This window comes from Streptomyces sp. NPDC059850 (genome assembly GCF_042731515.1).
Taxonomy (GTDB): domain Bacteria; phylum Actinomycetota; class Actinomycetes; order Streptomycetales; family Streptomycetaceae; genus Streptomyces.
Genome location: NZ_JBHWJI010000045.1, coordinates 37,346 through 58,330, shown reverse-complemented (window position 1 = coordinate 58,330; position 20,985 = coordinate 37,346). Strand labels below are relative to the sequence as shown.

The 20,985-nt window shown below is 70.5% G+C and carries 23 protein-coding genes and 1 tRNA gene; 11 read left to right on the top strand and 13 right to left on the bottom strand.

Annotated elements, in window-relative coordinates; all coding sequences use genetic code 11:
• Positions 1-4 precede the first annotated feature (4 nt).
• On the top strand, positions 5-664 hold the full coding sequence (locus ACFV9T_RS30210) for an HAD family hydrolase (RefSeq protein WP_385445636.1): 660 nt from the start codon (positions 5-7) through the stop codon (positions 662-664).
• On the opposite strand, the gene ACFV9T_RS30205 is transcribed toward ACFV9T_RS30210, so the two are convergent.
• Complete coding sequence (locus ACFV9T_RS30205) at positions 645-1,928, bottom strand: transcriptional regulator (protein WP_385445604.1); 1,284 nt, start codon at positions 1,926-1,928, stop codon at positions 645-647. The genes ACFV9T_RS30210 and ACFV9T_RS30205 overlap by 20 nt on opposite strands.
• A gap of 206 nt (positions 1,929-2,134) precedes the next feature.
• On the opposite strand from ACFV9T_RS30205, the gene ACFV9T_RS30200 reads away from it, so the two are divergent.
• The gene (locus ACFV9T_RS30200) at positions 2,135-2,506 is read left to right on the top strand and encodes a DUF6415 family natural product biosynthesis protein (RefSeq protein WP_385445603.1); all 372 of its coding nucleotides are present in this window, start codon (positions 2,135-2,137) and stop codon (positions 2,504-2,506) included.
• A gap of 398 nt (positions 2,507-2,904) precedes the next feature.
• Here the strand turns inward: ACFV9T_RS30200 and ACFV9T_RS30195 are convergent, their stop codons facing one another.
• Both ACFV9T_RS30195 and ACFV9T_RS30190 read right to left on the bottom strand, forming a co-directional pair.
• Positions 2,905-3,393 carry a hypothetical protein gene (locus tag ACFV9T_RS30195; protein WP_385445602.1) on the bottom strand — a complete coding sequence of 163 codons (489 nt, stop codon included), beginning with the start codon at positions 3,391-3,393 and terminating at the stop codon, positions 2,905-2,907.
• Between the two features lie 19 nt (positions 3,394-3,412).
• On the bottom strand, positions 3,413-4,873 hold the full coding sequence (locus tag ACFV9T_RS30190) for a helix-turn-helix domain-containing protein (RefSeq protein ID WP_385445601.1): 1,461 nt from the start codon (positions 4,871-4,873) through the stop codon (positions 3,413-3,415).
• A gap of 160 nt (positions 4,874-5,033) precedes the next feature.
• On the opposite strand from ACFV9T_RS30190, the gene ACFV9T_RS30185 reads away from it, so the two are divergent.
• The 3 genes from ACFV9T_RS30185 (at position 5,034) to ACFV9T_RS30175 (ending at position 6,081) form a co-directional block, all read left to right on the top strand.
• A complete protein-coding gene (locus ACFV9T_RS30185; protein WP_385445600.1) occupies positions 5,034-5,456 on the top strand; it encodes a hypothetical protein in 423 nt (140 codons plus the stop codon).
• Between the two features lie 235 nt (positions 5,457-5,691).
• On the top strand, positions 5,692-5,904 hold the full coding sequence (locus ACFV9T_RS30180; RefSeq protein ID WP_385445599.1) for a hypothetical protein: 213 nt from the start codon (positions 5,692-5,694) through the stop codon (positions 5,902-5,904).
• 48 nt (positions 5,905-5,952) lie between these two features.
• On the top strand, positions 5,953-6,081 hold the full coding sequence (locus ACFV9T_RS30175; RefSeq protein ID WP_385445598.1) for a hypothetical protein: 129 nt from the start codon (positions 5,953-5,955) through the stop codon (positions 6,079-6,081).
• Between the two features lie 75 nt (positions 6,082-6,156).
• Here ACFV9T_RS30175 and ACFV9T_RS30170 read toward each other — a convergent pair.
• A tRNA-Thr gene (locus ACFV9T_RS30170) sits at positions 6,157-6,229 on the bottom strand.
• A 178-nt stretch (positions 6,230-6,407) separates the two neighbouring features.
• On the opposite strand from ACFV9T_RS30170, the gene ACFV9T_RS30165 reads away from it, so the two are divergent.
• The 3 genes from ACFV9T_RS30165 (at position 6,408) to ACFV9T_RS30155 (ending at position 9,053) form a co-directional block, all read left to right on the top strand.
• Positions 6,408-7,544, top strand: a complete 1,137-nt coding sequence (locus ACFV9T_RS30165; protein WP_385445597.1) for an ABC transporter ATP-binding protein — start codon at positions 6,408-6,410, stop codon at positions 7,542-7,544.
• A 204-nt stretch (positions 7,545-7,748) separates the two neighbouring features.
• Positions 7,749-8,168, top strand: a complete 420-nt coding sequence (locus tag ACFV9T_RS30160) for a hypothetical protein (RefSeq protein ID WP_385445596.1) — start codon at positions 7,749-7,751, stop codon at positions 8,166-8,168.
• A gap of 66 nt (positions 8,169-8,234) precedes the next feature.
• Positions 8,235-9,053 (top strand): NDP-sugar synthase, encoded by an 819-nt coding sequence (locus ACFV9T_RS30155; protein ID WP_385445595.1) that lies wholly within the window; start codon positions 8,235-8,237, stop codon positions 9,051-9,053.
• 88 nt (positions 9,054-9,141) lie between these two features.
• Here ACFV9T_RS30155 and ACFV9T_RS30150 read toward each other — a convergent pair whose 3' ends face one another.
• The 7 genes from ACFV9T_RS30150 to ACFV9T_RS30120 all read right to left on the bottom strand — a co-directional run bounded on the left by ACFV9T_RS30150 (position 9,142) and on the right by ACFV9T_RS30120 (position 16,171).
• Positions 9,142-10,800: a DoxX family membrane protein gene (locus ACFV9T_RS30150; RefSeq protein ID WP_385445635.1), complete on the bottom strand. Its 1,659-nt coding sequence runs from the start codon at positions 10,798-10,800 to the stop codon at positions 9,142-9,144.
• Positions 10,801-11,034: 234 nt separating this feature from the next.
• Positions 11,035-11,988 (bottom strand): 23S rRNA (guanosine(2251)-2'-O)-methyltransferase RlmB, encoded by a 954-nt coding sequence (gene rlmB, locus ACFV9T_RS30145; protein WP_385445594.1) that lies wholly within the window; start codon positions 11,986-11,988, stop codon positions 11,035-11,037.
• 136 nt (positions 11,989-12,124) lie between these two features.
• Positions 12,125-13,522 carry a cysteine--tRNA ligase gene (cysS, locus tag ACFV9T_RS30140; protein WP_385445593.1) on the bottom strand — a complete coding sequence of 466 codons (1,398 nt, stop codon included), beginning with the start codon at positions 13,520-13,522 and terminating at the stop codon, positions 12,125-12,127.
• A gap of 90 nt (positions 13,523-13,612) precedes the next feature.
• Complete coding sequence (locus ACFV9T_RS30135) at positions 13,613-14,017, bottom strand: PPOX class F420-dependent oxidoreductase (RefSeq protein WP_385445592.1); 405 nt, start codon at positions 14,015-14,017, stop codon at positions 13,613-13,615.
• A gap of 120 nt (positions 14,018-14,137) precedes the next feature.
• Positions 14,138-14,632 (bottom strand): 2-C-methyl-D-erythritol 2,4-cyclodiphosphate synthase, encoded by a 495-nt coding sequence (gene ispF / locus ACFV9T_RS30130; RefSeq protein WP_385445591.1) that lies wholly within the window; start codon positions 14,630-14,632, stop codon positions 14,138-14,140.
• Positions 14,622-15,410: a 2-C-methyl-D-erythritol 4-phosphate cytidylyltransferase gene (gene ispD, locus ACFV9T_RS30125; RefSeq protein WP_385445634.1), complete on the bottom strand. Its 789-nt coding sequence runs from the start codon at positions 15,408-15,410 to the stop codon at positions 14,622-14,624. Before ispD ends, ispF begins: the two co-directional genes overlap by 11 nt.
• Positions 15,411-15,688: 278 nt before the next feature.
• Complete coding sequence (locus tag ACFV9T_RS30120) at positions 15,689-16,171, bottom strand: CarD family transcriptional regulator (RefSeq protein WP_009716930.1); 483 nt, start codon at positions 16,169-16,171, stop codon at positions 15,689-15,691.
• 569 nt (positions 16,172-16,740) lie between these two features.
• Here ACFV9T_RS30120 and ACFV9T_RS30115 point away from each other — a divergent pair.
• Entirely contained in the window at positions 16,741-17,475 is a 735-nt protein-coding gene (locus tag ACFV9T_RS30115; RefSeq protein ID WP_385445590.1) for a copper chaperone PCu(A)C, read from the top strand.
• Between the two features lie 210 nt (positions 17,476-17,685).
• On the opposite strand, the gene ACFV9T_RS30110 is transcribed toward ACFV9T_RS30115, so the two are convergent.
• Together ACFV9T_RS30110 and ACFV9T_RS30105 are read right to left on the bottom strand one after the other, a co-directional pair.
• Positions 17,686-18,366 carry a response regulator transcription factor gene (locus ACFV9T_RS30110; RefSeq protein WP_009716928.1) on the bottom strand — a complete coding sequence of 227 codons (681 nt, stop codon included), beginning with the start codon at positions 18,364-18,366 and terminating at the stop codon, positions 17,686-17,688.
• Positions 18,363-19,649, bottom strand: coding sequence for a sensor histidine kinase (locus ACFV9T_RS30105; protein WP_385445589.1), 1,287 nt, complete (start codon positions 19,647-19,649; stop codon positions 18,363-18,365). Before ACFV9T_RS30105 ends, ACFV9T_RS30110 begins: the two co-directional genes overlap by 4 nt.
• A gap of 288 nt (positions 19,650-19,937) precedes the next feature.
• Here ACFV9T_RS30105 and phoU point away from each other — a divergent pair, with 288 nt between their 5' ends.
• Positions 19,938-20,612 carry a phosphate signaling complex protein PhoU gene (phoU, locus tag ACFV9T_RS30100; RefSeq protein WP_385445588.1) on the top strand — a complete coding sequence of 225 codons (675 nt, stop codon included), beginning with the start codon at positions 19,938-19,940 and terminating at the stop codon, positions 20,610-20,612.
• Positions 20,613-20,756: 144 nt separating this feature from the next.
• Positions 20,757-20,885 (top strand): hypothetical protein, encoded by a 129-nt coding sequence (locus ACFV9T_RS30095; protein ID WP_385445587.1) that lies wholly within the window; start codon positions 20,757-20,759, stop codon positions 20,883-20,885.
• The last annotated feature ends 100 nt before the right edge of the window (positions 20,886-20,985 follow it).

Sequence of the window (20,985 nt, the reverse complement as noted above, 5' to 3'; positions counted from 1 at the left end):
TCACATGATCCGAGCTGTGGTTTTCGATGTCGGTGAGTGCCTGGTCGATGAGACGCGCGAGTACGGCACGTGGGCGGATTGGCTGGGGGTTCCCCGGCACACGTTCGCGGCCATGTTCGGCGCCGTGATCGCTCGGGGGCTGGACTACCGCGAGACTTTCGAGGTCTTCCGCCCCGGGTTTGTTCTGTACGAGGAGCGGGAGAAGCGGGCTCAGGCGGGCCAGCCGGAGCACTTTGATGACAGCGATGTGTACTCGGATGTCCGTCCGTCGCTGGCGGCGTTGCGGGATGCCGGTCTGTGGGTGGGCATCGCGGGCAACCAGACCGTGCGCGCCGGGGGCATACTGCGCTCGCTCGACCTTCCCGCCGACTTCATCGCCACGTCCGATGACTGGGGCGTGTTCAAGCCCGATCCGGCGTTCTTCTCCCACGTGGTGGACGCGGCTCCCTGCTCGGCCGAGGAGATCCTTTACGTGGGTGACCGGATGGACAACGACATCCGCCCGGCGGACAAGGTGGGCATGAAGACAGCGCTGATCCGGCGCGGTCCGTGGGCCACGATCCAGTGGAATGAACCGGACTCCGTCGCGGTGCCCACCTTCCGAGTTCAGAGCCTCGCCGAGCTGCCGGGGCTGGCCGCCGAACTCAACGCTGAAGAGCGCTGACGGTCGTCCCCCACCCGTACATCCGGTCATCCAGATCGCGGACCCACGGTTCGTTGCGCCAGGCGTGCAGCCGCTTGCGCACGTCGCGGATGCGGTCCATGCCGACGGCGTACCACGTGGCGCTCAACTGATCGAGCGCTTCGTTGGCCCACCGGCACGCTTCCTCGGGCTTACCGGCTGCGGCCTCGACGGCCGCCAGGTCGCCGAGGATGATCGTCCGCTGCTTGCCGTCGTCGGCGGGCAGGTTGTCGAGCACTCCAACGAGCGTGGCCCGGGCCTGGGCTGTGTGTCCGGCGATCAACTGCGTGTTGCCCTTGAAGGCGGCGAGGCGGACAGGGGTGAACCAGTCCATCCACACCGGGCACGGCTCGTGCGTATCGCCTTCGCCAAGCACATGTTCGGCGTGCGCTATGAGGCGTAGGGCCGTGCGGGTGTCGTTGCACCGAGTCATGCACTCGGCCTCGACGGCGTCGAGCCAAGCCAGCATCAGCGCGGGGGCGTTCCCCCTGCGGGCGTAGGCGCGGGCGGCGGACATCCGCTCTTCGGCGTCTTCCTTCTGGCCCGCCCAGCCCGGGATGAACGCGGTATGAGCCAGGATCGCCGCGCCGAGTAGCGCGTCGTCAGCTTCTCCGGCGGCCTGGAGGCCGCGCACAAACGCGTTCCCTGCGGCCTGGGGCTGCTGGAGGTCGAAGAAGTCGATGCGCCCGGCCAGCAGGTAGGACTCGGCCAGCGCGGCGGCAAGGATGGTGCGGCAGCGGCCGGATGTCTCTCCCATGAGCGTCGTGCCCAGGCGGGTGTGTTCCACGACGCTGGCGTGGAGCTGGGAGGGCTGCACGGACCAGTACAGGCGTCGGTGAGCGGCGGTGATCGCGGCGAAGTCCATGCATGCGGTAGCTGGTTGCGTGGCGTTGCTCGCGATCGGCAGTGGCCCGGGTGCAGGTCCGATCGTGGGCGCGCCCGATGCCGTGACGGTCCTCCGGCTGGCGCCCTGCCGTTCCGAACTCGTCCTGCCCCATGGCGCGATGAAGCCCAGCTCTTCGATGGGCTGGCCCAGGAGGTGCGTCAGCACACGCTGAACGTCCGGCTGCGGCCACGGGGGATTCGCCGACTCCCAACGGCGGACCTGGCGCACGCTGATCTGCAACGACCGTATGCCGAGTTGAGGCGCGGTGTTACGGATGGCCTCGGCGAACGCTTCCTGAGAGGCGTATCCCGCTGCCTGCCGGGCGGACTTCAACCGCGCGTTTCCTGCTGGCCTGGGCACTGGACTTCCTCACGGCTTCGGTGGGGTTGGTCAACTCAGCTCACCGTAGCCTTGCAAGGCCGGTTTCGGGACCCTCGCTTCCCGACTCCCCACGATTAAGTCCTCCAGATGTCCTCTACTCGTCCCTTGAGCGGCCTTCAATAGGACGTCCTGTGACCCCACCATGTTCAAGGTCAAACGGAGAGCGATCGTGCGGGGAGAGGGCCATGGGCGAGGCGGTGAAGCGTGTGAGTGCGCGGCAAGACGAGGTTGACCTCGAAGCGATCGGAGCGACGGTCGCCCGCGCCTTAGCCAAGCGGACGGCGCTGCCCCCGTACGAAGAACTCTGCGGGCTGCATGCGTCCCTTGTGGAGCACATCAACGCCCTTATGCCGCTTGTCGAGGTGGTGGTCGACCGGATGAATCGGGGCACCGTTGCCTGGTACCAGAAGCGGAGCAGGCTGAACATGGTCCCGCACGAGCTGCGCCAAGGGCTCGGCTCCGGCCTGCAATCGGCCGACTGGCACGTGCGGAGCCTCGGCTACACGTGTCAGTTCCTCCTCAACAACGTCGTTCTCGCCCAGGAGCACGACCGGTGACCTTCGCGCCCGGGGGCGGCGGACACTGCTCCACCCGCTGCCAGCAGTCCGGCTCTCCCGTTCCCCGCTCCAACCCGTTCCGCAGGGAGGGGAACCGGGCCGCTTGTCCTGTTCCGGTTGACGGTTGGTAGTACGGCTTCACCTGATGGTGGGTGCGCACGTATGAACAGGCGGGTCTTCGGGCCTGGTCAATCGGTCTCACAGCAGGCGTCTTGGTCCACCGCGGTGGCGTCGAACCAGCGCCTCCGCTCAGGACACGCTCGTCGCTGTCGAGCTCGGAGTATTCGGCGGCGGCCGCCGTCTGGAGTCCGCCCCGTCCGTCGGAGTTCTCCAGGGACAGGTCAAAGTCGTAGGGGTGTGGCCCGCATCCTGCCCGCGAGCCGGGCCAGAGGGCTTCGTCATGCTCGGCGGGATGCTCCGTCTGGCCAGACGACGTCCACCGGAATGCCTGCCTCGTGGGCCTGGTGCACTACATCTGCCGTTCCGCCGCCCTTGCCGGTGGGTGGCTGTCCGTTCCAGACGGCCACCAGCCGGGCGGCGCGTTCCAAGAGCACGGCGTTGGCCGCTTCGTACGCCTGCCGGTTCGCCGTCTCGTGTGGCATCACCAGGACCTCGTTCGCAGCTTCGACCAGGCGGTCAAAGGTCGCGGCGTGTTCTGGCTTCACCTTCGCCTGTCGGTAGTCCTGCGACGGAATCACCACGGCCAAGCGCCCCCCGGCGGCCAGGACCGCTTCGGCGAACAGGCTGTCGCTGCCCTTCGCGATGCATGACACACCGACAAGACCGGAGGGCTCGTAGGCGGCGAGGACCTTGTCCAGCTCGGCTCGGACCAGCGGTACCGACTCGTCGGTGAGATCCATGTGCCCGGTCACAGCGATCGTCGTCATCGGGACCTTGCCTTCCTGGTCATGTGGTGAGCAGAGTGCGAATGCTACCGCGCACGTCGGCGACGGCCCGGGGCACGCCATCCCCCACCGTGTACGGGTAGAGCTTCGCCAGTTGAGCGCGCACGCGCCCGGAGTGGATGCCGGAGGCGACCTCGACGGCGCGGCGCGAGTAGTCGGCGGCGCTGGTGATGTCGCCAGCCAGGAAGGCGCATTCGGCGAGCCCGATCCAGTCCAGAGCGTGGCCACGACCGGCCTCCGCGGTGCGCTGGTCCAGGGCTGTACGGATGTGGCTGGCAGCCTGGTCGGCGTAGGTGCGCGGGTCTTCGCGGGCCAGGTCCAGGAGTCTGCCGCCGGTGACTCCTGCGAGCTCGGCCTCGTCGAAGTAGCCGATCCAGTAGGGCTCGTTGTCGAGTCGACCGGCGTCGCTGAGGGCCTCGGTGGCCTGTCCGGTGGCGCGGTGGAAACTGGACGGCCGGTCCATGCGGGCCAGGGCCCAGGCCTCCCGTGTGTGGAGCATCGCCCGAAGTCGCGGACCCGCTGTATGACGGGCTCCGTCCTGGGCGAGCCGGACGAGTTCGAGGGCTTCATGCGGGCGGTCGGCGTATAGCATCTGACGGGCCATGCCAGCCAGCACGTTGGCACCGAAGCGGGTGTCGCCACCCGCATGAGCTGCACGGAGCGCAAGGCGGTAGTAGTCCTGGGCGCGGCGCTGCTGGCCGACGTCCCAGGCCATGGAGGCGGCCGTTCCGGCGAGTTGGGCCATGACCCCGTAGAGGCGCCGTTCGATGGCCGGGGCCTGGTATTCGTCGAGAGCGGCCACTACCTCGGCGAGCTGCCCGGCGACGGCCTTACGGCGAAGCCCACCGCCACCGGTGCGGCCCCACTGGCGGAAGACACGGGCGGTGGCCTCCAGTTCCTCCACCTCACGCGCGCCTAAGCGGCCGGGGCGGCGCGCCCGGTCATCGGTGGCGGGGGGTGTGCGCCACCCGTCGAGGGCGTCGAGGAGTGGGGCGCCGGTGACGGCCGCGCCTGCGAGGGCGCGCGTCGCGGCTCGGCGGTCCATCACGAGGTCGCTCCTGGTCAGATCTGCGGCCATGCCGGTGGTGGCGTCCGGCCGCCACGGTACGGCCTCGTTGGGTGCTTTCCCGGGATGGGGGTTGGGCGGCTGGAGTTGTTCTGGTGCGGTGTCCGTGCGCTCCCAGGGGCGTGGGGCGAGGCCGACGAGGTGGCCGGGGATGCGCAGCCCGTCGGAGATCCGGCGGATGACCTCGATAGAGGTAACTCTGCAGGCACCGGTCATGATCGTGCTGACCTTGCCAGGGGTGAGCTGGCAGGCCGCGGCGATCCGGTTCTGTGACAGACCGCCCCACTTCTTGATCAGGGAGAACGCTGCGGCGAAGTCGTGCTCTTCCAGGGCTCGTCGGAGGTCGTCCCTGTCGAGGACGTCCGGGGCGAGCGGGCCGGGGGTGGTGGCGTCCATGGGTCCAACTTCCGGTCGATCGTAGGCGCACCGATGCGGTGTCCCGAACCAGGAACGAGCGAATTACCGCCTCGGTAACACCTGCCGGTTATCCCGTGATCGCGATCACACGACGAACCTCGATGCGTCAGCCCCTTTACCGATGACGCCGGGAGACCCCGTGCAGACACAACACAGAACACCCACTCCATGGACGCCGCCGCGCGGCAGTGACGTCGAGATGGTCAAGGTCGGCCCTTACTGGGACGTCCTGCGCGCCCCCGCCGAGACCGGCGAACGGGCACTGGAGTTACTCGGCGACGCGTCCGGCGCCGTCATCGCCGACTACGGCCTCATGTACTGGCTCATCCCGGCGGGCCATGCCCAGCGCTGGCGGTATGTGCAGCAGGTGCAGGCGCTCGGTGCGCACGGCGCCAAGGTTACGTACGTCGGGGTGCCGCCTGCTGGCTGGAGGGCTGGTCCGCGCCTGCACTGGCGCATTCCGGTGGGGCCGAACCGGTACCTGACCAACCCCGGACGTCTCCGCGAGGCCCTGGTGCGGGCAATCGCCACAGAGCCCGCCGAGGGAGTGGCGGCCCGGTGAGCGTTCAAGTTTGCGCCCGTTGCCAAACGACCACCGGGCAGCCGGTCGTCGTCGCGATCGGGTACGGCGCGAGCGCGGGCGGCGGCACGGTCTACGCCTGCCCCGACTGCGCACCCACCTTCCCGAAGCAGCGCGACCCCTTCGAGCAAAGGCTGTCGACCCGCTACGAACCCGACCAGGCGCCCACGCCGGAGCCCCGACGACATCGGCCCGGTCCGTCCGCGGGGGCAGCATCGTGAGCGACTACAGCGAATACCAGGACAAGGCGAACGGCATAGGCAAGGGCAAGCACAGCAAGAACAACAGCGCCGGGAAACACCGCGAGCCGCCTCCGGGTGGCGATCAGGGCGTGGCGGGAGGGTCGAGCGGCTGCATGGTCGCGGCCTTTTCCGTCGCTACCCTCGGAGCGCTGATGTCGGTGGTTCTCACCTGGACGCGGAAGCGGTAGACGACCATGAAGATCAGGACGGTAGGGGCATGCCGACGACCGGAGTGCGTGGGCGCTGAACCGCACGAGGACGACCAGGGCACCCGCTTCTTCGGGGTACCGGCTTGGGTCGTCTGCCTGGTGGCCTGCGCGGCGATGCCGGTCGCGCTGCTGGCCTATACGTACGCCAGCCGCTGAGGAGCCGAACAGGCCGTAAAGACAGAACGCCCCGGACGGCAGACCGTCCGGGGCGTTCGCGCAGCTCGTGCGCAGAGCCGACTGTCGGATTCGAACCGACGACCTTCGCTTTACAAGAGCGGTGCTCTACCAGCTGAGCTAAGTCGGCGTCCCCAGCAGTGTACCCACCACACCGGGGTGCTCCGTTCGAAAATTCTGGTGTCCGGAGTAGAGACAGGGCGGGGGTGGGCGGTATAGCGTCACGCCAATCCACCTGCAGTGGACTAGACCCCTACCTTTACTCGGATCGTCCGGCACGTTCCTGCCGGTGAAGGGACCAGATCACCATGGCCACGGTCACGTATGACAAGGCGACCCGGATCTACCCGGGCACCGAAAAGCCCGCTGTCGATCAGCTGGACATCGGCATCGAAGACGGCGAGTTCCTCGTTCTGGTCGGCCCCTCGGGCTGTGGGAAGTCCACGTCGCTGCGGATGCTCGCGGGGCTGGAGGACGTCAACGGCGGGGCGATCCGGATCGGCGACCGCGATGTGACGCACCTGCCGCCGAAGGACCGGGACATCGCGATGGTGTTCCAGAACTACGCGCTGTACCCGCACATGACCGTCGCGCAGAACATGGGCTTCGCGCTCAAGATCGCCGGGGTCAACAAGACCGAGATCCGGCAGAAGGTCGAGGACGCGGCGAAGATCCTCGACCTCACCGAGTACCTGGAGCGCAAGCCGAAGGCGCTGTCCGGTGGTCAGCGGCAGCGGGTGGCGATGGGGCGGGCCATCGTGCGGGAGCCGCAGGTGTTCCTCATGGACGAGCCGCTGTCGAACCTGGACGCCAAGCTGCGCGTGCAGACGCGTACGCAGATCGCGAGCCTGCAGCGGCGGCTGGGGATCACCACGGTGTACGTCACCCACGACCAGGTCGAGGCCATGACCATGGGCGACCGGGTGGCCGTCCTCAAGGACGGGCTGCTGCAGCAGGTCGACACGCCGCGCAACATGTACGACCGTCCGGCGAACCTCTTCGTCGCGGGCTTCATCGGGTCGCCCGCGATGAACCTGGTCGAGGTGCCGATCACCGACGGCGGCGTGAAGTTCGGCAACAGCGTGGTCCCGGTCAACCGCGAGGCGCTGTCCGCCGCGTCCGACAAGGGCGACCGTACGGTCACCGTCGGTGTGCGGCCCGAGCACTTCGACGTGGTGGAGGCGAACGGCTCGGCGGCGAAGTCGCTGACCAAGGCCTCCGCCGACGCCCCGGCCGGTCTCGCGATCACCGTGAACGTGGTCGAGGAGACGGGCGCGGACGCGTACGTCTTCGGTTCGGCCGAGGTCGGCGGCGAGAGCAAGGACCTGGTGATCCGGGTCGGCAGCCGCCAGGTGCCGGAGAAGGGCGCGCAGCTGCACGTCGTGCCGCAGCCGGGCGAGGCCCACGTCTTCTCCACCTCCACCGGGGAGCGGCTCAGCGACTGATCCGACAACCCGCGACATCAACGAGGCGTCGTCTGCTGCGACAGGCGGCGCCTCGCTCACGTTGTGGTGTTGTCGATAAATTCCTCGACAATCCGGGCCTTTCGATTTCGTTCGTCAACCCGCCCCCCGCCGAAACCCGGTTTCCATCACCCGGCATGGTGACTCAATGTCGCCAAATCATCGCTCCTCGCTACGATCCCTCCCGTGAACACCGCAGCCCGCCGTATCGGCAGAACCCTCGCGCTCGTCCTCCCCGTCGTGCTCGTCCTCTCCGGAACGCTCGCCGTCACCCGCGTCCCGTGGGCCTCGCCGAGCGCCGAGTCGCAGATCCTCACCGCCTCCTCCGACCACGCCTCCACCCGCGCCGTCCACCGCGCCCCGCACGAGCTGCTGCGCGACCGGCTGCTCGCGGAACTGCAGGAGAAGGACCCGGGAGTGGCCCTCACCCACCTCCAGGTCGCCACGGACGAGCGGCCCTCGCTGGCCCGGCACTGCGCGGACATCGCCCGTGCGCTCGGCCGCGCCGCCGTCGCCAAGTACGGGGGGACGAAGGGGGCGCAGGCGTACGCCCGTCCCGTCTGCGACACCTCGTTCGCGTCCGGCATCACCCAGGCGTACCGCTGACCGCGCGGCGCACACCACAGCCGACAGCACCGTACGGTCCCCGCGCCACCGCATATGGTGCGGTTCATGACCGATGACCTCCACCGGCGGGGGCACCACGCTCACCACCACCCGCACGCCCCGCGCCCCACGCAGGCCGTCGTCCTGGCCGGAGGCCAGGGCTCGCGGCTGCGTCCGTATACCGACGACCGCCCCAAGCCGATGGTCGAGATCCCGGGCACCGGGACCCCGATCATCGGCCATCAGCTGGCCTGGCTGGCCGCCGAGGGGGTCACCGACGCGGTCGTCTCCTGCGGCCATCTCGCCGCCGTCCTCCAGGACTGGCTGGAGTCGGCTGAACTGCCGCTGCGTGTGACGACCGTGGTCGAGAAGGAACCGCTCGGCCGCGGCGGTGGCCTGAAGTTCGCCGCCGCCCGGCTCCCCCACCCCGATCAGCCCTGGTACGCCACCAACGGCGACATCTGGACCCGCTTCTCGCTGCGCGAGATGGCCGACTTCCACCATGAGCGCGACGCCGTCGCGACCCTCGCGCTGGCCCGGCCGCGCATCCCCTGGGGGGCGGTGGAGACGGACGAGTTCGGCCACGTCCTCGACTTCATCGAGTCGCCGCCCTCCCCGTACCTCATCAACGCGGGCGTGTACGTCTTCTCCGCCACCTTCACGGCCCTGCTGCCGGGGCGCGGCGACCATGAGCGTACGACGTTCCCACGGCTCGCCCGGGAGCGCCGGCTGGCCGGGTTCCCGCTGCCCCACGGGGCGTACTGGCGGGCCATCGACACCGCCAAGGACCTCACCGAGGCCGCCAAGGAACTCTCCGCGGGCCCCCCGCCGTCCGGTCGCGGGTCGCTGGAATCGACGCCGGTACGGCCCCCGTTGCACGACTGAGCCCCCACGTACAGCGGAAGGCCCTGCGCGCCGCGTTCCAGCGCGCAGGGCCTTCCGCGTACGTACGGACGGCCTACATACGGTCGGTTCAGCCGAGGAGGCCGCCCAGCGCCGCCTCCTCCTGGGGCGGTTCGCCCTCGTCGTAGGAGTCGGCCGCCGGGGCGCCGCCGCCCGGGCCGACGCCCTCCGCGCCCGTACCGCCCAGGCCCGCGCCCGTGCCGCCGAGGTCCGGCGGGCCCGGTTCCGTCATGGGGGCCTCGGGGCGGCTCGGGGCACGGGGGGTCGTACGATCGCCACGCCGCTCCTGGCCGGGGCTCCCGGTGCCGCTCGCCGAACCCGTCGCGCTGGGCCTGCCCGACGTGGCGGACGCCGACGGCGAGGCGGACGGGGTCGGACGGCTCGACGGGGCGCGGTGCGAGGGCGATCCGGGGGTGTCCACCGCGCCGCCGATCCCACCGCGCGGGCTGGTCTCGGGCTTCCGGGGCAGCGGCGAGCCGGGGAGGCTGTTACGCGGCACCTCGTGCGGCTCGGGCGCCCGTACCGTCTCCGAGGACCGTACGGCGCCGCCGATCATCGAGCCGAGCAGCAGGGTCAGCCCGGCCACCACCATCGCCATCACGGTGCCTCGGCGCAGCACCCGCCGCCGCAGCGCGCCCAGTTCGACGCGCGGGCCGAGCCGCCGCCAGGCCTCGCCCGCGAGTCGGGCGTCGGCCGAGTAGACCGGGGCGCCCGCGATGACCAGCGGGCTCCAGGCGGCGAGGTAGATGATGTCGGGCGCGTCGTAGACCGGTACGGTGCGCCAGCTCACGGTGAGGATCAGCGCGGCGGACAGCACCGCGCCGACACAGGCCGCGAGCCGCTGCCACAGCCCGAGGACGGTGAGCACGCCGACCACGATCTGGAGGAACGCCACGGTCAGCCCGGCGCCCACCGGGTGCTCCAGGGCCAGGTCGCGCAGCGGCTCGGCGATCGGCCAGGGGTGCAGGGACTGCAGCCAGGTGACCATCGAGCCGCGCTCGCCGCCGTCGAAGTAGACGGGGTCGGACAGCTTGCCCATGCCCGCGTAGACGGAGATGAAGCCGAGGAAGATGCGGAGCGGGAGGAGGACGACGCCCAGGTTCATCCGGCGGTCGGGGTAGTACGCGTGCTGCCGCACCTGCTCGGAGGGGCGCCGGGGACGCGGGACCTGGGGTGTGCGGTGCGTCTGGGGCGCCCGGTGCGGCTGAGGCGCCTGGTGGGGCTGCCGGGGCTGGTGGGCGGCGTGGGACGGCCGGGGGACGCGTGGCGTCGGGCCGGTACGGTGCGTGGCGTCCGACTCCCGCGGCCTCGGCGGGCGCCCGGACTCCGGCCCCGGCTCCCGGCGCGGACCGCGCGGGTTGCGCGGCCCGATGACCGTGGGCGGGCCGTCGTCGAAGGTGACCCTCGGCAGCACCTGCGTGGTGCCCACGTCCTCGGAACCGGAACCGGAACCGGAACCAGGACCGGAACCGGGACCGGAACCTGGGCCGTCCACCGTTTCGGAGTACCGCACGGCCTGCAGCAGCCGGGTCGCCGCCGTGTCCCCGCCGGGCCGGGTGCGGCCGCTCCACACCACGGGCGGGCGGCGCCGGGGCGCGGCCCCGGCCCCGATACCGGCGAGCCGGGCCGTGTCCGCCAGCGCGCTGCTCACGACCGGGGAGCCGAGCTGCACCCGGAAGCTGGGGGGATTGACGGCGACCTTCGCAGGATCACACGGCACTTTGGCCATGGTCAGCTGCGGTTCGTCCTCGAATCCCCGCGCGCGTCCCGCCAGGGGCGTGCGGAATGTTCTGGTCTCCACGCCCAACTAACCGACTGACCGGCGGGAAAGACACTGCCGGGGCCGGTGTGATCTGTCGGGGGACCGTCAAGATCGTCCGGGCTGGGTACGAACCCGCCCCGCCCGCGCGTTACGGGGGCGGGGCACGGCGCGCGCGATGCCCCCCCCCCGGCGCCGCGTCGTCTACGCCCGGCGCCGCGACGCCTCGTACAGCACCACGCCCGCCGCGACCCCCGCGTTGAGCGACTCCGCGCCGCCCGGCATCGGGATGCGGACCCGGAAGTCGCAGGTCTCGCCGACCAGTCGGGACAGCCCCTTGCCCTCGCTGCCGACGACGATCACGACCGGGCCGCTCAGCGCCTCCAGGTCCTGCACCTCCGTCTCGCCGTCCGCCGCGAGGCCGACGACCGTGAGGCCCGCCTTCTGGTAGGACTCCAGCGCCCGGGTCAGGTTGGTGGCGCGCGCCACCGGGGTGCGGGCGGCGGTGCCCGCGGACGTCTTCCAGGCACCGGCGGTCATCCCGGCCGCGCGCCGCTCCGGTACGACCACGCCGTGGCCGCCGAACGCGGAGACCGACCGCACCACGGCGCCCAGGTTGCGCGGGTCGGTGACGCCGTCGAGGGCGACGATCAGCGGGTCCTCGCCGTCGTCGAAGGCGGCCGCGCTCAGGTCCTCGGGGTGGGCGTAGTCGTACGGCGGGACCTGGAGCACCAGACCCTGGTGGTTGAGCCCGTTCGTCATCCGGTCCAGCTCGGCCTTGGGGGCCTCCATGAGGTGGATGCCGCCGCGATCGGCCGCGATCTTCAGCGCCTCACGCACCCGCTCGTCGCTGTCGATGAACTGCTGCACGTACAGCGTGTTCGCCGGGACGCCCTCGCGCAGCGCCTCGAACACCGAGTTACGGCCCACCACCAGCTCGTTCGTGCCCTTGGCGCCGCCACGGCGCGGGGCCGGGCGCTTGGCTGCCTGCCGGGTGCGGGCGTTGGCGATGCGCTGCTTGGCGTGGCCCTTGCGCGCCTCGGCGGGCGGGGTGGGGCCCTTGCCCTCCAGGCCCCGGCGCCGCTTGCCGCCGCTGCCGATCTGCGCGCCCTTCTTGTTGCTGGTACGGCGGTTCCTGCGCTGGCTGTTGCCGGCCATGAATGTCACCTATCTCTTCACTGCTCAGCGCGGCTCGGCGCACGGCAACGGAAAACGTCGACGTCCCACGCGTATACGGTCTTATGTATGGACACCAGTGTGCCGCCCGGCCCAGCGGGCGGCACAAAGGGCCAGGTCAGCGGGTGCCCAGCTCCCAGCGGGGACCCGACGGGGTGTCCTCGATGACCAGCCCCGACTGCTGCAGCTGGTCGCGGATCGCGTCCGCCGTCGCGTAGTCCTTGCGGCCGCGCGCGGCCTGGCGCTGCTCCAGGACCAGCCGGACGAGCGAGTCGACCACGCCGTGCAGATCCTCGCCCCGGTCCGAGCCGCCCGACCAGTGCTCGTCGAGCGGGTCCAGGCCCAGCACGCCGAGCATGGCCCGCACCTCGGCCAGCCGCGCGACCGCCGCCTCCTTGTCGTCGGCGGTGAGGGCGGAGTTGCCCTGGCGGACGGTGGTGTGGACGACCGCGAGCGCCTGCGGCACCCCGAGGTCGTCGTCCATCGCCTCGGCGAAGGCGGGCGGCACGTCGGCGGCGGGCTCGACGGGCCCGGCCTTCTCCATGACCCGCTGGATGAAGCCCTCGATGCGCGCGAAGGCGGACTCCGCCTCGCGCAGCGCCTCCTCGCTGTACTCGATCATGGAGCGGTAGTGCGGGGTGCCCAGGTAGTAGCGGAGCACGATGGGGCGCCAGCGCTTGACCATCTCGGAGACCAGCACCGAGTTGCCGAGCGACTTGCTCATCTTCTCGCCGCTCAGGGTGACCCACGCGTTGTGCGCCCAGTACGTGGCGAAGTCGTCGCCGAACGCCTTGGCCTGCGCGATCTCGTTCTCATGGTGCGGGAAGATCAGGTCGACGCCGCCGCCGTGGATGTCGAAGGCGCTGCCCAGGTACTTGTGCGCCATCGCCGAGCACTCCAGGTGCCAGCCGGGGCGGCCGCGCCCCCACGGGGTCTCCCAGCTCGGCTCGCCGGGCTTGGCCGCCTTCCACATGGCGAAGTCGCGCCGATCGCGCTTACCGGTCTCGCCCTCGCCGCTGGGCTGGCGCAGCCCGTCCAGGTCCTGGTTGGAGAGCTTCAGGTACTCGGGGTACGAGCGCACATCGAAGTAGACGTTGCCCTCGGCCGCGTACGCGTGACCACGGTCGATCAGGCCCCGCATCATCTCGATCATCTCGGGGATGTGACCGGTCGCGCGCGGCTCATAGGTCGGGGGCAGGCAGCCGAGGATGTCGTACGCGCTGGTGAACGCGCGCTCGTTCTCATAGCCGATCGACCACCACGGGCGGCCCTGCTCGGCCGACTTGGCGATGATCTTGTCGTCGATATCCGTGACATTCCGGACAAACGTGACGTCATAGCCGCGGTACGCGAACCAGCGGCGCATGATGTCGAAGTTCAGCCCCGACCTGATGTGCCCGATATGCGGGGCAGCCTGCACCGTCGCGCCGCACAGGTAGATCGAGACACAGCCCGGCGTGAGCGGGGAAAAGTCACGGATCTGCCGGGCACTGGTGTCGTACAGGCGAATAGTCACGCGTCAAGGGTAGTCGGAACCCGGCAGTGCCCCGCGACCCATTGGCCGCAGGGACACAGAAGCGTGACACTTCGCCGCGCGCGGGTGCGCTCAGAGGCTGCCGACGACCTTGCGGGCGGCGATCCGCACGACGATGCGCTCGTCGTCCTGGGCGGAGGCCGGGTTGAACTCGGCGTACTTCTTGCCCGCGTACTTGAGCGACAACTCGTCGATCAGCTTCTGGCCGCCCTCGGTGGTGTAGGTCGCGGTGCCGCGGATCTCGGCGTACGTGTACGGCGCGTCCGCGGGCTGCACCAGGACCGTGACGCGGGGGTCGCGGTCGATGTTCTTCTGCTTCCGCCGTCCCATGGTGGTCGAGAACAGCAGCTCGTCGCCGTCCCGCTTCACCCACACCGGTGACAGCTGAGGGCTGCCGTCGGGCTGGGTGGTGCCGATGATGACGAAGACGGGGGTGTCGAGGACGCGCTTGAGGTCGTCGGAGAGTGTGGTGGCCACGGGGTGCTTCCTTTCCTCGCGCTGAGCGGGGCGGTGGTACGGACGGGTTGCCCCGATCCGTACCCCACACTCCGTCAAGCCTCCGGTCGCGGCGTGAGGAACGGCCCGTACGGCGGAGGCTCAGCCTCGGACCACCAGCGCGGTCGCCACCGCGGCCAGGCCCTCGGCCCGGCCCGTCAGGCCCAGCCCGTCCGTCGTCGTACCCGAGACCGAGACGGGCGCGTCGATCGCCGACGAGAGCGCCTTGACCGCCTCGTCGCGGCGCTTGCCGATCTTGGGGCGGACGCCGATCACCTGGATCGCCACATTGCCGATCCCGAACCCCGCCGCCCGCACGATCCGGGCCGCCTCCGCCAGCAGCGTCACCCCGGACGCGCCGGACCACTCGGGGCGGTCGGTGCCGAAGTGGGCGCCGAGGTCACCGAGGCCCGCGGCGGAGAAGAGCGCGTCACAGGCGGCGTGGGCGGCCACATCGCCGTCGGAGTGCCCGGCCAGGCCGTACTCCTCGCCCTCCCACAGCAGACCGGCGCACCACAGCTCGCGGCCCTTCTCGAAGGCGTGGACGTCGGTGCCGATGCCGACCAGGGGGATCGCCACGGGAACGTCAGAAGCCATCGTTCTTCCTCCTGCGCGCGAGAACCGCCTCGGCCAGCACCAGGTCCAGCGGCCGGGTCACCTTGAACGCCTCCTCGTGGCCGGGCACGACCACGACCTCGACGCCCATGCGCTCGACCATGCCCGCGTCGTCCGTCGCGCCGTCGCCCGCCAGGACGATCTTCTCGTGCGCGGCGGCGAGCGTGGCCCGGTCGAAGCCCTGCGGGGTCTGTACGGCGCGCAGCACGGCGCGCTCGGGGGTGCCGACGACGGGCTCGGGCTCACCGGCCCGGTCGCCGGTGCGCGGCTCGACCCGCTTGACGGTGTCGGTCACCGGCAGCGCCGGTACGACGGCGGGCGCTCCGTCCCGTACGGCGGCGACGACCGCGTCCACGGTGTCCACGGGGACGAGCGGGCGCGCCGCGTCGTGCACCAGGACCGTCGTGACGCTGTCGGGGACGGCGGCCAGGCCGAGCCGCACCGAGTCCTGGCGGGTCTCACCGCCGGGGACGACGACCACTTCCGTGGTCCCGGTGAGCGGGTAAGCGTCGAGCAGCCTGCGGACCTCGTCGGCACCGTCCGGCGGGGCGACCACGACCACCAGCGAGACGGCGCGGGATCCGGCCATGGCCCGTACGGCGTGCACGAGCATCGGCGTGCCGCTCAGCGGGCGCAGCGCCTTGGGGGCGCCCGGGCCCAGCCGCACACCACGGCCTGCGGCGGGGATCACGGCGGCGGTGCGGGCGGGGCGCTCGGAGTCGACAACGGATGGGGTTACGGACTTTGCGTTGGCGTTCAGGTTTGCTTCCTCGGCCGAAATGGGTATGGCCACAGCGTGCCGGGCGCGATGCCCCGACCGGCCCCTTCCGTGACGACTGGTCGTGCCAGCTGCCCGGGCCCGGCACACCTTGCACCACAACAGCGACGTGCACCACAACAGCGACATCACAAACGGTCTTGCGCCTCGGGCTTCGATGTGGTGGGCTGAGGTGCCTGTGAGCGCACATGCCGCAGCGCCCGGCGAACAGACTTACGGGGAGCAGGTCTGAATCACTCGGGCACCGCGGCATTTATGTGTCAGGACGCGAGTACCTCATCCAGCAGGGCCTCGGCCTTGTCCTCGTTGGTGCTCTCGGCGAGGGCGAGTTCGCTCACCAGGATCTGGCGCGCCTTGGCGAGCATGCGCTTCTCACCGGCGGACAGACCGCGCTCCCGCTCTCGGCGCCACAGATCGCGAACGACCTCGGCAACCTTGATCACATCACCGGAGGCGAGCTTCTCGAGATTTGCCTTGTAACGACGGGACCAGTTCGTGGGCTCTTCCGCATACGGTGCGCGCAGCACCTCGAAGACCCGGTCCAGCCCGTCCTGGCCGACCACATCACGCACACCAACGAACTCCGCATTGTCCGCCGGCACACGAACCGTCAGGTCACCCTGAGCGACCTTCAGCACCAAGTAGGTCTTGTCCACGCCTTTGATCTGACGAGTTTCGATGGCCTCGATCAGCGCGGCCCCGTGATGGGGATAGACCACGGTGTCGCCAACCTTGAACGTCATGTGACAGGTACCCCTTCCGTGGCTATCCAGGGTAACACGTGAACGCCTTCTTCTGAATGGCGTTTTCGCAGGTCAGGGCATATCTCGGGGCTTGACAACAGCGACCGGGACGTGCTGGGCGAGGCGGGCGGAACCGGGTATTCGCAGGTGGGAGCGGTTGTCCGGGCGGCGTGAAACCGACGCGTTACATGCCCTGGGAACATCATGCGGGTGGCCGTACGTCCCGTTTTGCCGGAGTCCGGTCGATGGACTTCCGCTACTCCGTTCGGCCGAGGAGCGACAGATCCGGCCCTGATTCGCGAATTGATCACGGCCGTACTGATCATGTCTGTGAGACATCTGTGGTCAAGTGCGTGATCAATTCTTCGGACGTCCACGGATTCCTTACCGATAATCTCCCCGATCCGTCACCGAACCGATATTCAGGGTGGTCCGGGAAGGGGTGTGAGCGGCATGTTGGCCGGGCGCGCCGCCGTGGGAGGCGGGTCGGGTGCGGGGCCGGGAGGGCGGATCGGTAACCTAAGCGCGCTGATCCAACTTTTTTCCTCGTCCTAGGAGATGCCGCCGCCGTGAGCAGCAGCCTTCGACGCGGCGTCCTCGCCGCAGCCGCCATCGTCGTCTCGGTCGCCCCGCTCTCCGCCTGCGGAGCCGGGAACGACGCGCAGACGCTGGAGGTCAAGCCCGACAACGCCGCGACGTCCGTCGGCGATATCAAGATCCAGAACGCCACCGTGGTGACGCAGCCGGACCGGACGGCGAAGGGCCCGGCCGTGGTCACGGCCCGGATCTTCAACAACGGCGACCGGGACGAGACCCTTACGGCCATCACGCTGCCCAACGCGGGCGCGACGGCGAAGCTGCACCCGGCCAAGGGCTCGGGCAAGGCCGCGAGCAAGATCGTCGTCCCGGCGGGCGGCTCCGTCGCCCTCGGCGGCGAGGGCAACGCCTCCGCCGTCGTCTCCGAAGGGCGCGAGGCCGCCAAGGACGGCGACACCCAGCGGATCGTCTTCGACCTCAGCTCGACCGGCGACGTGCCGATGACGGCCTTCGTGGTGCCCGCCACGAGCTACTTCAAGGGCTGGGGCCCGTCCGAGCTGCCGACCCCGACCCCGTCGGCCACCCGGGGCGGTACGCCCTCCGGCAAGCCGGGCCAGACCACCCCGGGCCAGCCGGGCCAGCCGGGGCAGAGCAAGCCGGGCGACAAGCCGTCCGACGAGGCCTCCGGCACGGCGAGCGACAAGCCGGGCGGCGGCCAGAGCAACGGCATCGCCCCCGGCGAGCCGACGCCGAACGACGAGGACTGAGCGCACACACGACGCGAGGGCGGCCCCGGGATTCCCGGGGCCGCCCTCGCGTTGTGAGCCGGTGCGCGTACGTACTAGCTCAGGGCCGGTTTACGGCTCGAACTTGGCCCCTCCCCCGCGCGCACCTCGCACCGATCGGCCCTGGCGGGCCTCACGGGCTTCGGCGCGCTGCGCCGGACTCCGTCCGGCGGGACTCCGGGCCGGGCCCGTTTACGGCTCGAACTTGTAGCCCAGGCCGCGCACCGTCACCAAGTAGCGCGGGGCGCCCGGGTCCGGCTCGATCTTGGCTCGCAGCCGCTTGACGTGGACGTCGAGGGTCTTCGTGTCGCCCACGTAGTCCGCGCCCCACACGCGGTCGATCAGCTGCATCCGGGTCAGCACCCGGCCCGCGTTGCGCAGCAGCATCTCCAGCAGGTCGAACTCCTTCAGCGGGAGGTCCACCTTGCCGCCGCCGACCGTGACCACGTGCCGGTCCACGTCCATCCGGACCGGGCCCGCCTCCAGGGCCGCGGGGGTGACCTCCTCCGGCTCGCCCCGGCGGCGCAGGACGGCCCGGATGCGGGCCACCAGCTCGCGCGACGAGAAGGGCTTGGTCACGTAGTCGTCGGCCCCTATTTCCAGGCCGACGACCTTGTCGATCTCACTGTCCTTGGCGGTGACCATGATCACCGGGACGTTGGAACGGCCGCGCAGCTGGCGGCAGACCTCCGTACCGGGCAGCCCCGGCAGCATCAGGTCGAGCAGCACCAGATCGGCGCCGTTCCGCTCGAACTCGTCCAGCCCCTCGGGCCCCGTTGCCGCGATGGCGACCTCGAATCCCTCCTTGCGGAGCATGTACGACAGCGCGTCACTGAACGATTCCTCGTCCTCGACGACCAGAACTCGGGTCACGGAAGGACCTCCGGGGCAGAAAGTTGATCATTAGTGAAGGTCTCGTACGGTCGGTCGCCGTCCTCCCCATCGAGGTCGGATCCGGAATCGTACGGCTCACCCGGCCCACCGGCCGAGCGATCCCGGTCCCGAGCCGCACCGGCCTCCGGGAGCCTCAGGGTGAACGTGGAGCCCTGTCCCTCAGCGCTCCACACCGTGACCTCCCCGCCGTGCGAGGCGGCCACATGCTTGACGATGGCGAGACCGAGTCCGGTTCCGCCGGTCTGCCGCGAGCGGGCCGGGTCGACCCGGTAGAACCGCTCGAAGATCCGCTCGCGGTCCTTTTCCGAAATGCCGATCCCCTGGTCGGTGACGGCGACCTCGATCAGATCGCCGCCCGTCGCGGGGATGCGGCGGGCCGCGATGCCGACGCGGGTGCGGGCCGGGCTGTAGTTGACCGCGTTCTCGACCAGGTTGCCGAGGGCGGCGGCCAGCTGGCCCCGGTTGCCCCACACCCGCAGATCGGCGGTGCCGCCGGTGGCCATCGTGATCTGCTTGGTGCCCGCCTGGTGGCGGCAGCGGTCGATGGCCTCGGCGACCAGCTCGTCCACCCGGACCGGCTCGGCGTCCTCCAGCGGGTCGTCGTTCTGGACCCGGGAGAGGTCGATCAGCTCCTGGACCAGGCTGGACAGCCGGGTCGCCTCGACCTGCATCCGCCCGGCGAAGCGGTTGACCGCCTCCGGGTCGTCGGACGCGTCCATGACGGCCTCGGAGAGCAGGGAGAGCGCGCCGACCGGGGTCTTCAGCTCATGGCTGACGTTCGCGACGAAGTCGCGCCGTACGGCCTCGATCCGGCGGGCCTCGGTGAGGTCCTCGACCAGCAGCAGGACCAGCCTGGAGCCGAGCGGAGCCACTCTGGCGGACACGGCGAGGGCGTCGCCCCGGCCGGTGCCGCGCCGCGGCAGGTCCAGCTCGATCTGCCGGATCTCGCCGTCCCGCCGGGTGTCGCGGGCCATCGCCAGCATCGGTTCGACGGCCAGTTTGCCGCCGCGCACCAGTCCCAGCGCGTACGCGGCCGAGCTGGCCTTGACGACGGCGTCCGCCTCGTCGAGGACGACGGCCGAGGAACGCAGTACCGAGAGCACGGTGTCCACGCCGGGCGGCAAGACGGCATCGGTATGCAGGGATGAGCGCGTAGGCTTCGCCTGTTCGCGCTCGCTCCAGCGGAACGCCAGCATGGCGATGACACCGGTGCACAACCCGGCGAGCGCCGCCACTGCGGCGATCGCCGCGTTCACGTTCATGCATCCAGGTTATGCGGGCGGGGAGCGGCCTCCACAGCCCCGCACGGGATCCCTCGAACAGACGTTGCCGAGAGTTCACCGTCAGGTTGGCGCCGGTTCACTCCCGACGCCTCGGCGGACCCCCGCCGCACGGGGTGGCGTGGGGAGCGTTGCCGAGAGTTCACCTGGACGTCCGGGGTGGTTAACCGTGGGGCGCCGAGCCGGACGCGTTCCGATCCGAACGTGGCAGGGTGGGGCACACGAGTCCACGAAGATCCGTCAGCGAGAGTCAGTGAGAGAAGGTCAGTGATGCGCGACGCGTACCACGAGGAGCTGGATTCGATCGGGGAGGGCCTGGTCGATATGGCCCGGCTCGTCGGTTCGGCCATCGGCCGCGCCACCACATCCATCCTGGACGCGGACCTGAAGCTCGCCGAGAGCGTCATAGCCGCCGATGAGAAGGTCGACGATCTCCAGCGCGACCTGGAGAACCGGGCGATAGCTCTGCTCGCCCGGCAGCAGCCGGTCGCCACCGATCTGCGGATCGTCGTCACCAGCCTGCGCATGAGTGCCGACCTCGAACGTTCCGGTGACCTGGCGCAGCACGTCGCCAAGCTCACCCGGCTCCGTTTCCCGGGCAAGGCCGTACCGGGCGACCTCCACGCCACCATCCTGGAGATGGGCCAGCTCGCGCAGCGGCTGATGGCGAAGGCGGCCGAGGTCATCGTCACCAAGGACGTCGACCTCGCCGCGCAGCTGGAGCAGGACGACGACGCGATGGACCTGCTGCACCGCACCCTCTTCCAGCACCTGATGGACGACCGCTGGAAGCACGGCATCGAGACGGCCGTCGACGTCACCCTGCTGGGCCGCTACTACGAGCGGTTCGCGGACCACGCGGTGTCGGTCGCCAAGCGCGTCATCTACCTGGTCACCGGCGAGTACGCGGACGAGATAGCCCAGGACGCCGCCCAGCAGGCCTGACGCCCCGGGGTGCCGCGGCGCGACGGCGTGCGGCGACGGCGTGCAGCGTGACGGCGTGCCTCCGCGCGCCGTCGATGCGCCCCTGTGGGCGGGCCGTGGACCGGGACCATGAGCAGCAGTGACCCCTCTCCGAGGAGGCGACTCATGGCGGACATCACCCGTCGTCCCGAACCCCATCCCACCCACCCCGTCGGCGCCTGCGGCTGCGGCTCGGGCTGCGGCTGCGGCTGCCAGTCCGGCGGCTCCTGCTCGTGCGGCGGCAACTGCGGCTGAGCTGATCCGGCTGATCCGGCTGATCCGGCTTGATACGAGGAGCGGGGCCCGGGGTCGTATCGAACGGCCCCGGGCCCCGTCCCGTCTCCCCCCTCCCGTC

Excerpts from the sequence above, each read along its gene's own strand:
- ispF (WP_385445591.1), bottom strand. The coding sequence starts at position 14,632 with ATGGCTTCTGACGTTCCCGTGGCGATCCCCCTGGTCGGCATCGGCACC.
- rlmB (WP_385445594.1), bottom strand. The coding sequence starts at position 11,988 with ATGGCCGGCAACAGCCAGCGCAGGAACCGCCGTACCAGCAACAAGAAG.
- phoU (WP_385445588.1), top strand. The coding sequence starts at position 19,938 with ATGCGCGACGCGTACCACGAGGAGCTGGATTCGATCGGGGAGGGCCTG.
- ACFV9T_RS30210 (WP_385445636.1), top strand. The coding sequence starts at position 5 with ATGATCCGAGCTGTGGTTTTCGATGTCGGTGAGTGCCTGGTCGATGAG.
- ACFV9T_RS30200 (WP_385445603.1), top strand. The coding sequence starts at position 2,135 with ATGGGCGAGGCGGTGAAGCGTGTGAGTGCGCGGCAAGACGAGGTTGAC.
- ACFV9T_RS30150 (WP_385445635.1), bottom strand. The coding sequence starts at position 10,800 with ATGGCCAAAGTGCCGTGTGATCCTGCGAAGGTCGCCGTCAATCCCCCC.
- ACFV9T_RS30155 (WP_385445595.1), top strand. The coding sequence starts at position 8,235 with ATGACCGATGACCTCCACCGGCGGGGGCACCACGCTCACCACCACCCG.
- ACFV9T_RS30190 (WP_385445601.1), bottom strand. The coding sequence starts at position 4,873 with ATGGACGCCACCACCCCCGGCCCGCTCGCCCCGGACGTCCTCGACAGG.
- ACFV9T_RS30120 (WP_009716930.1), bottom strand. The coding sequence starts at position 16,171 with ATGACGTTCAAGGTTGGCGACACCGTGGTCTATCCCCATCACGGGGCC.
- ACFV9T_RS30195 (WP_385445602.1), bottom strand. The coding sequence starts at position 3,393 with ATGACGACGATCGCTGTGACCGGGCACATGGATCTCACCGACGAGTCG.
- ACFV9T_RS30105 (WP_385445589.1), bottom strand. The coding sequence starts at position 19,649 with ATGAACGTGAACGCGGCGATCGCCGCAGTGGCGGCGCTCGCCGGGTTG.
- ACFV9T_RS30095 (WP_385445587.1), top strand. The coding sequence starts at position 20,757 with ATGGCGGACATCACCCGTCGTCCCGAACCCCATCCCACCCACCCCGTC.
- ACFV9T_RS30165 (WP_385445597.1), top strand. The coding sequence starts at position 6,408 with ATGGCCACGGTCACGTATGACAAGGCGACCCGGATCTACCCGGGCACC.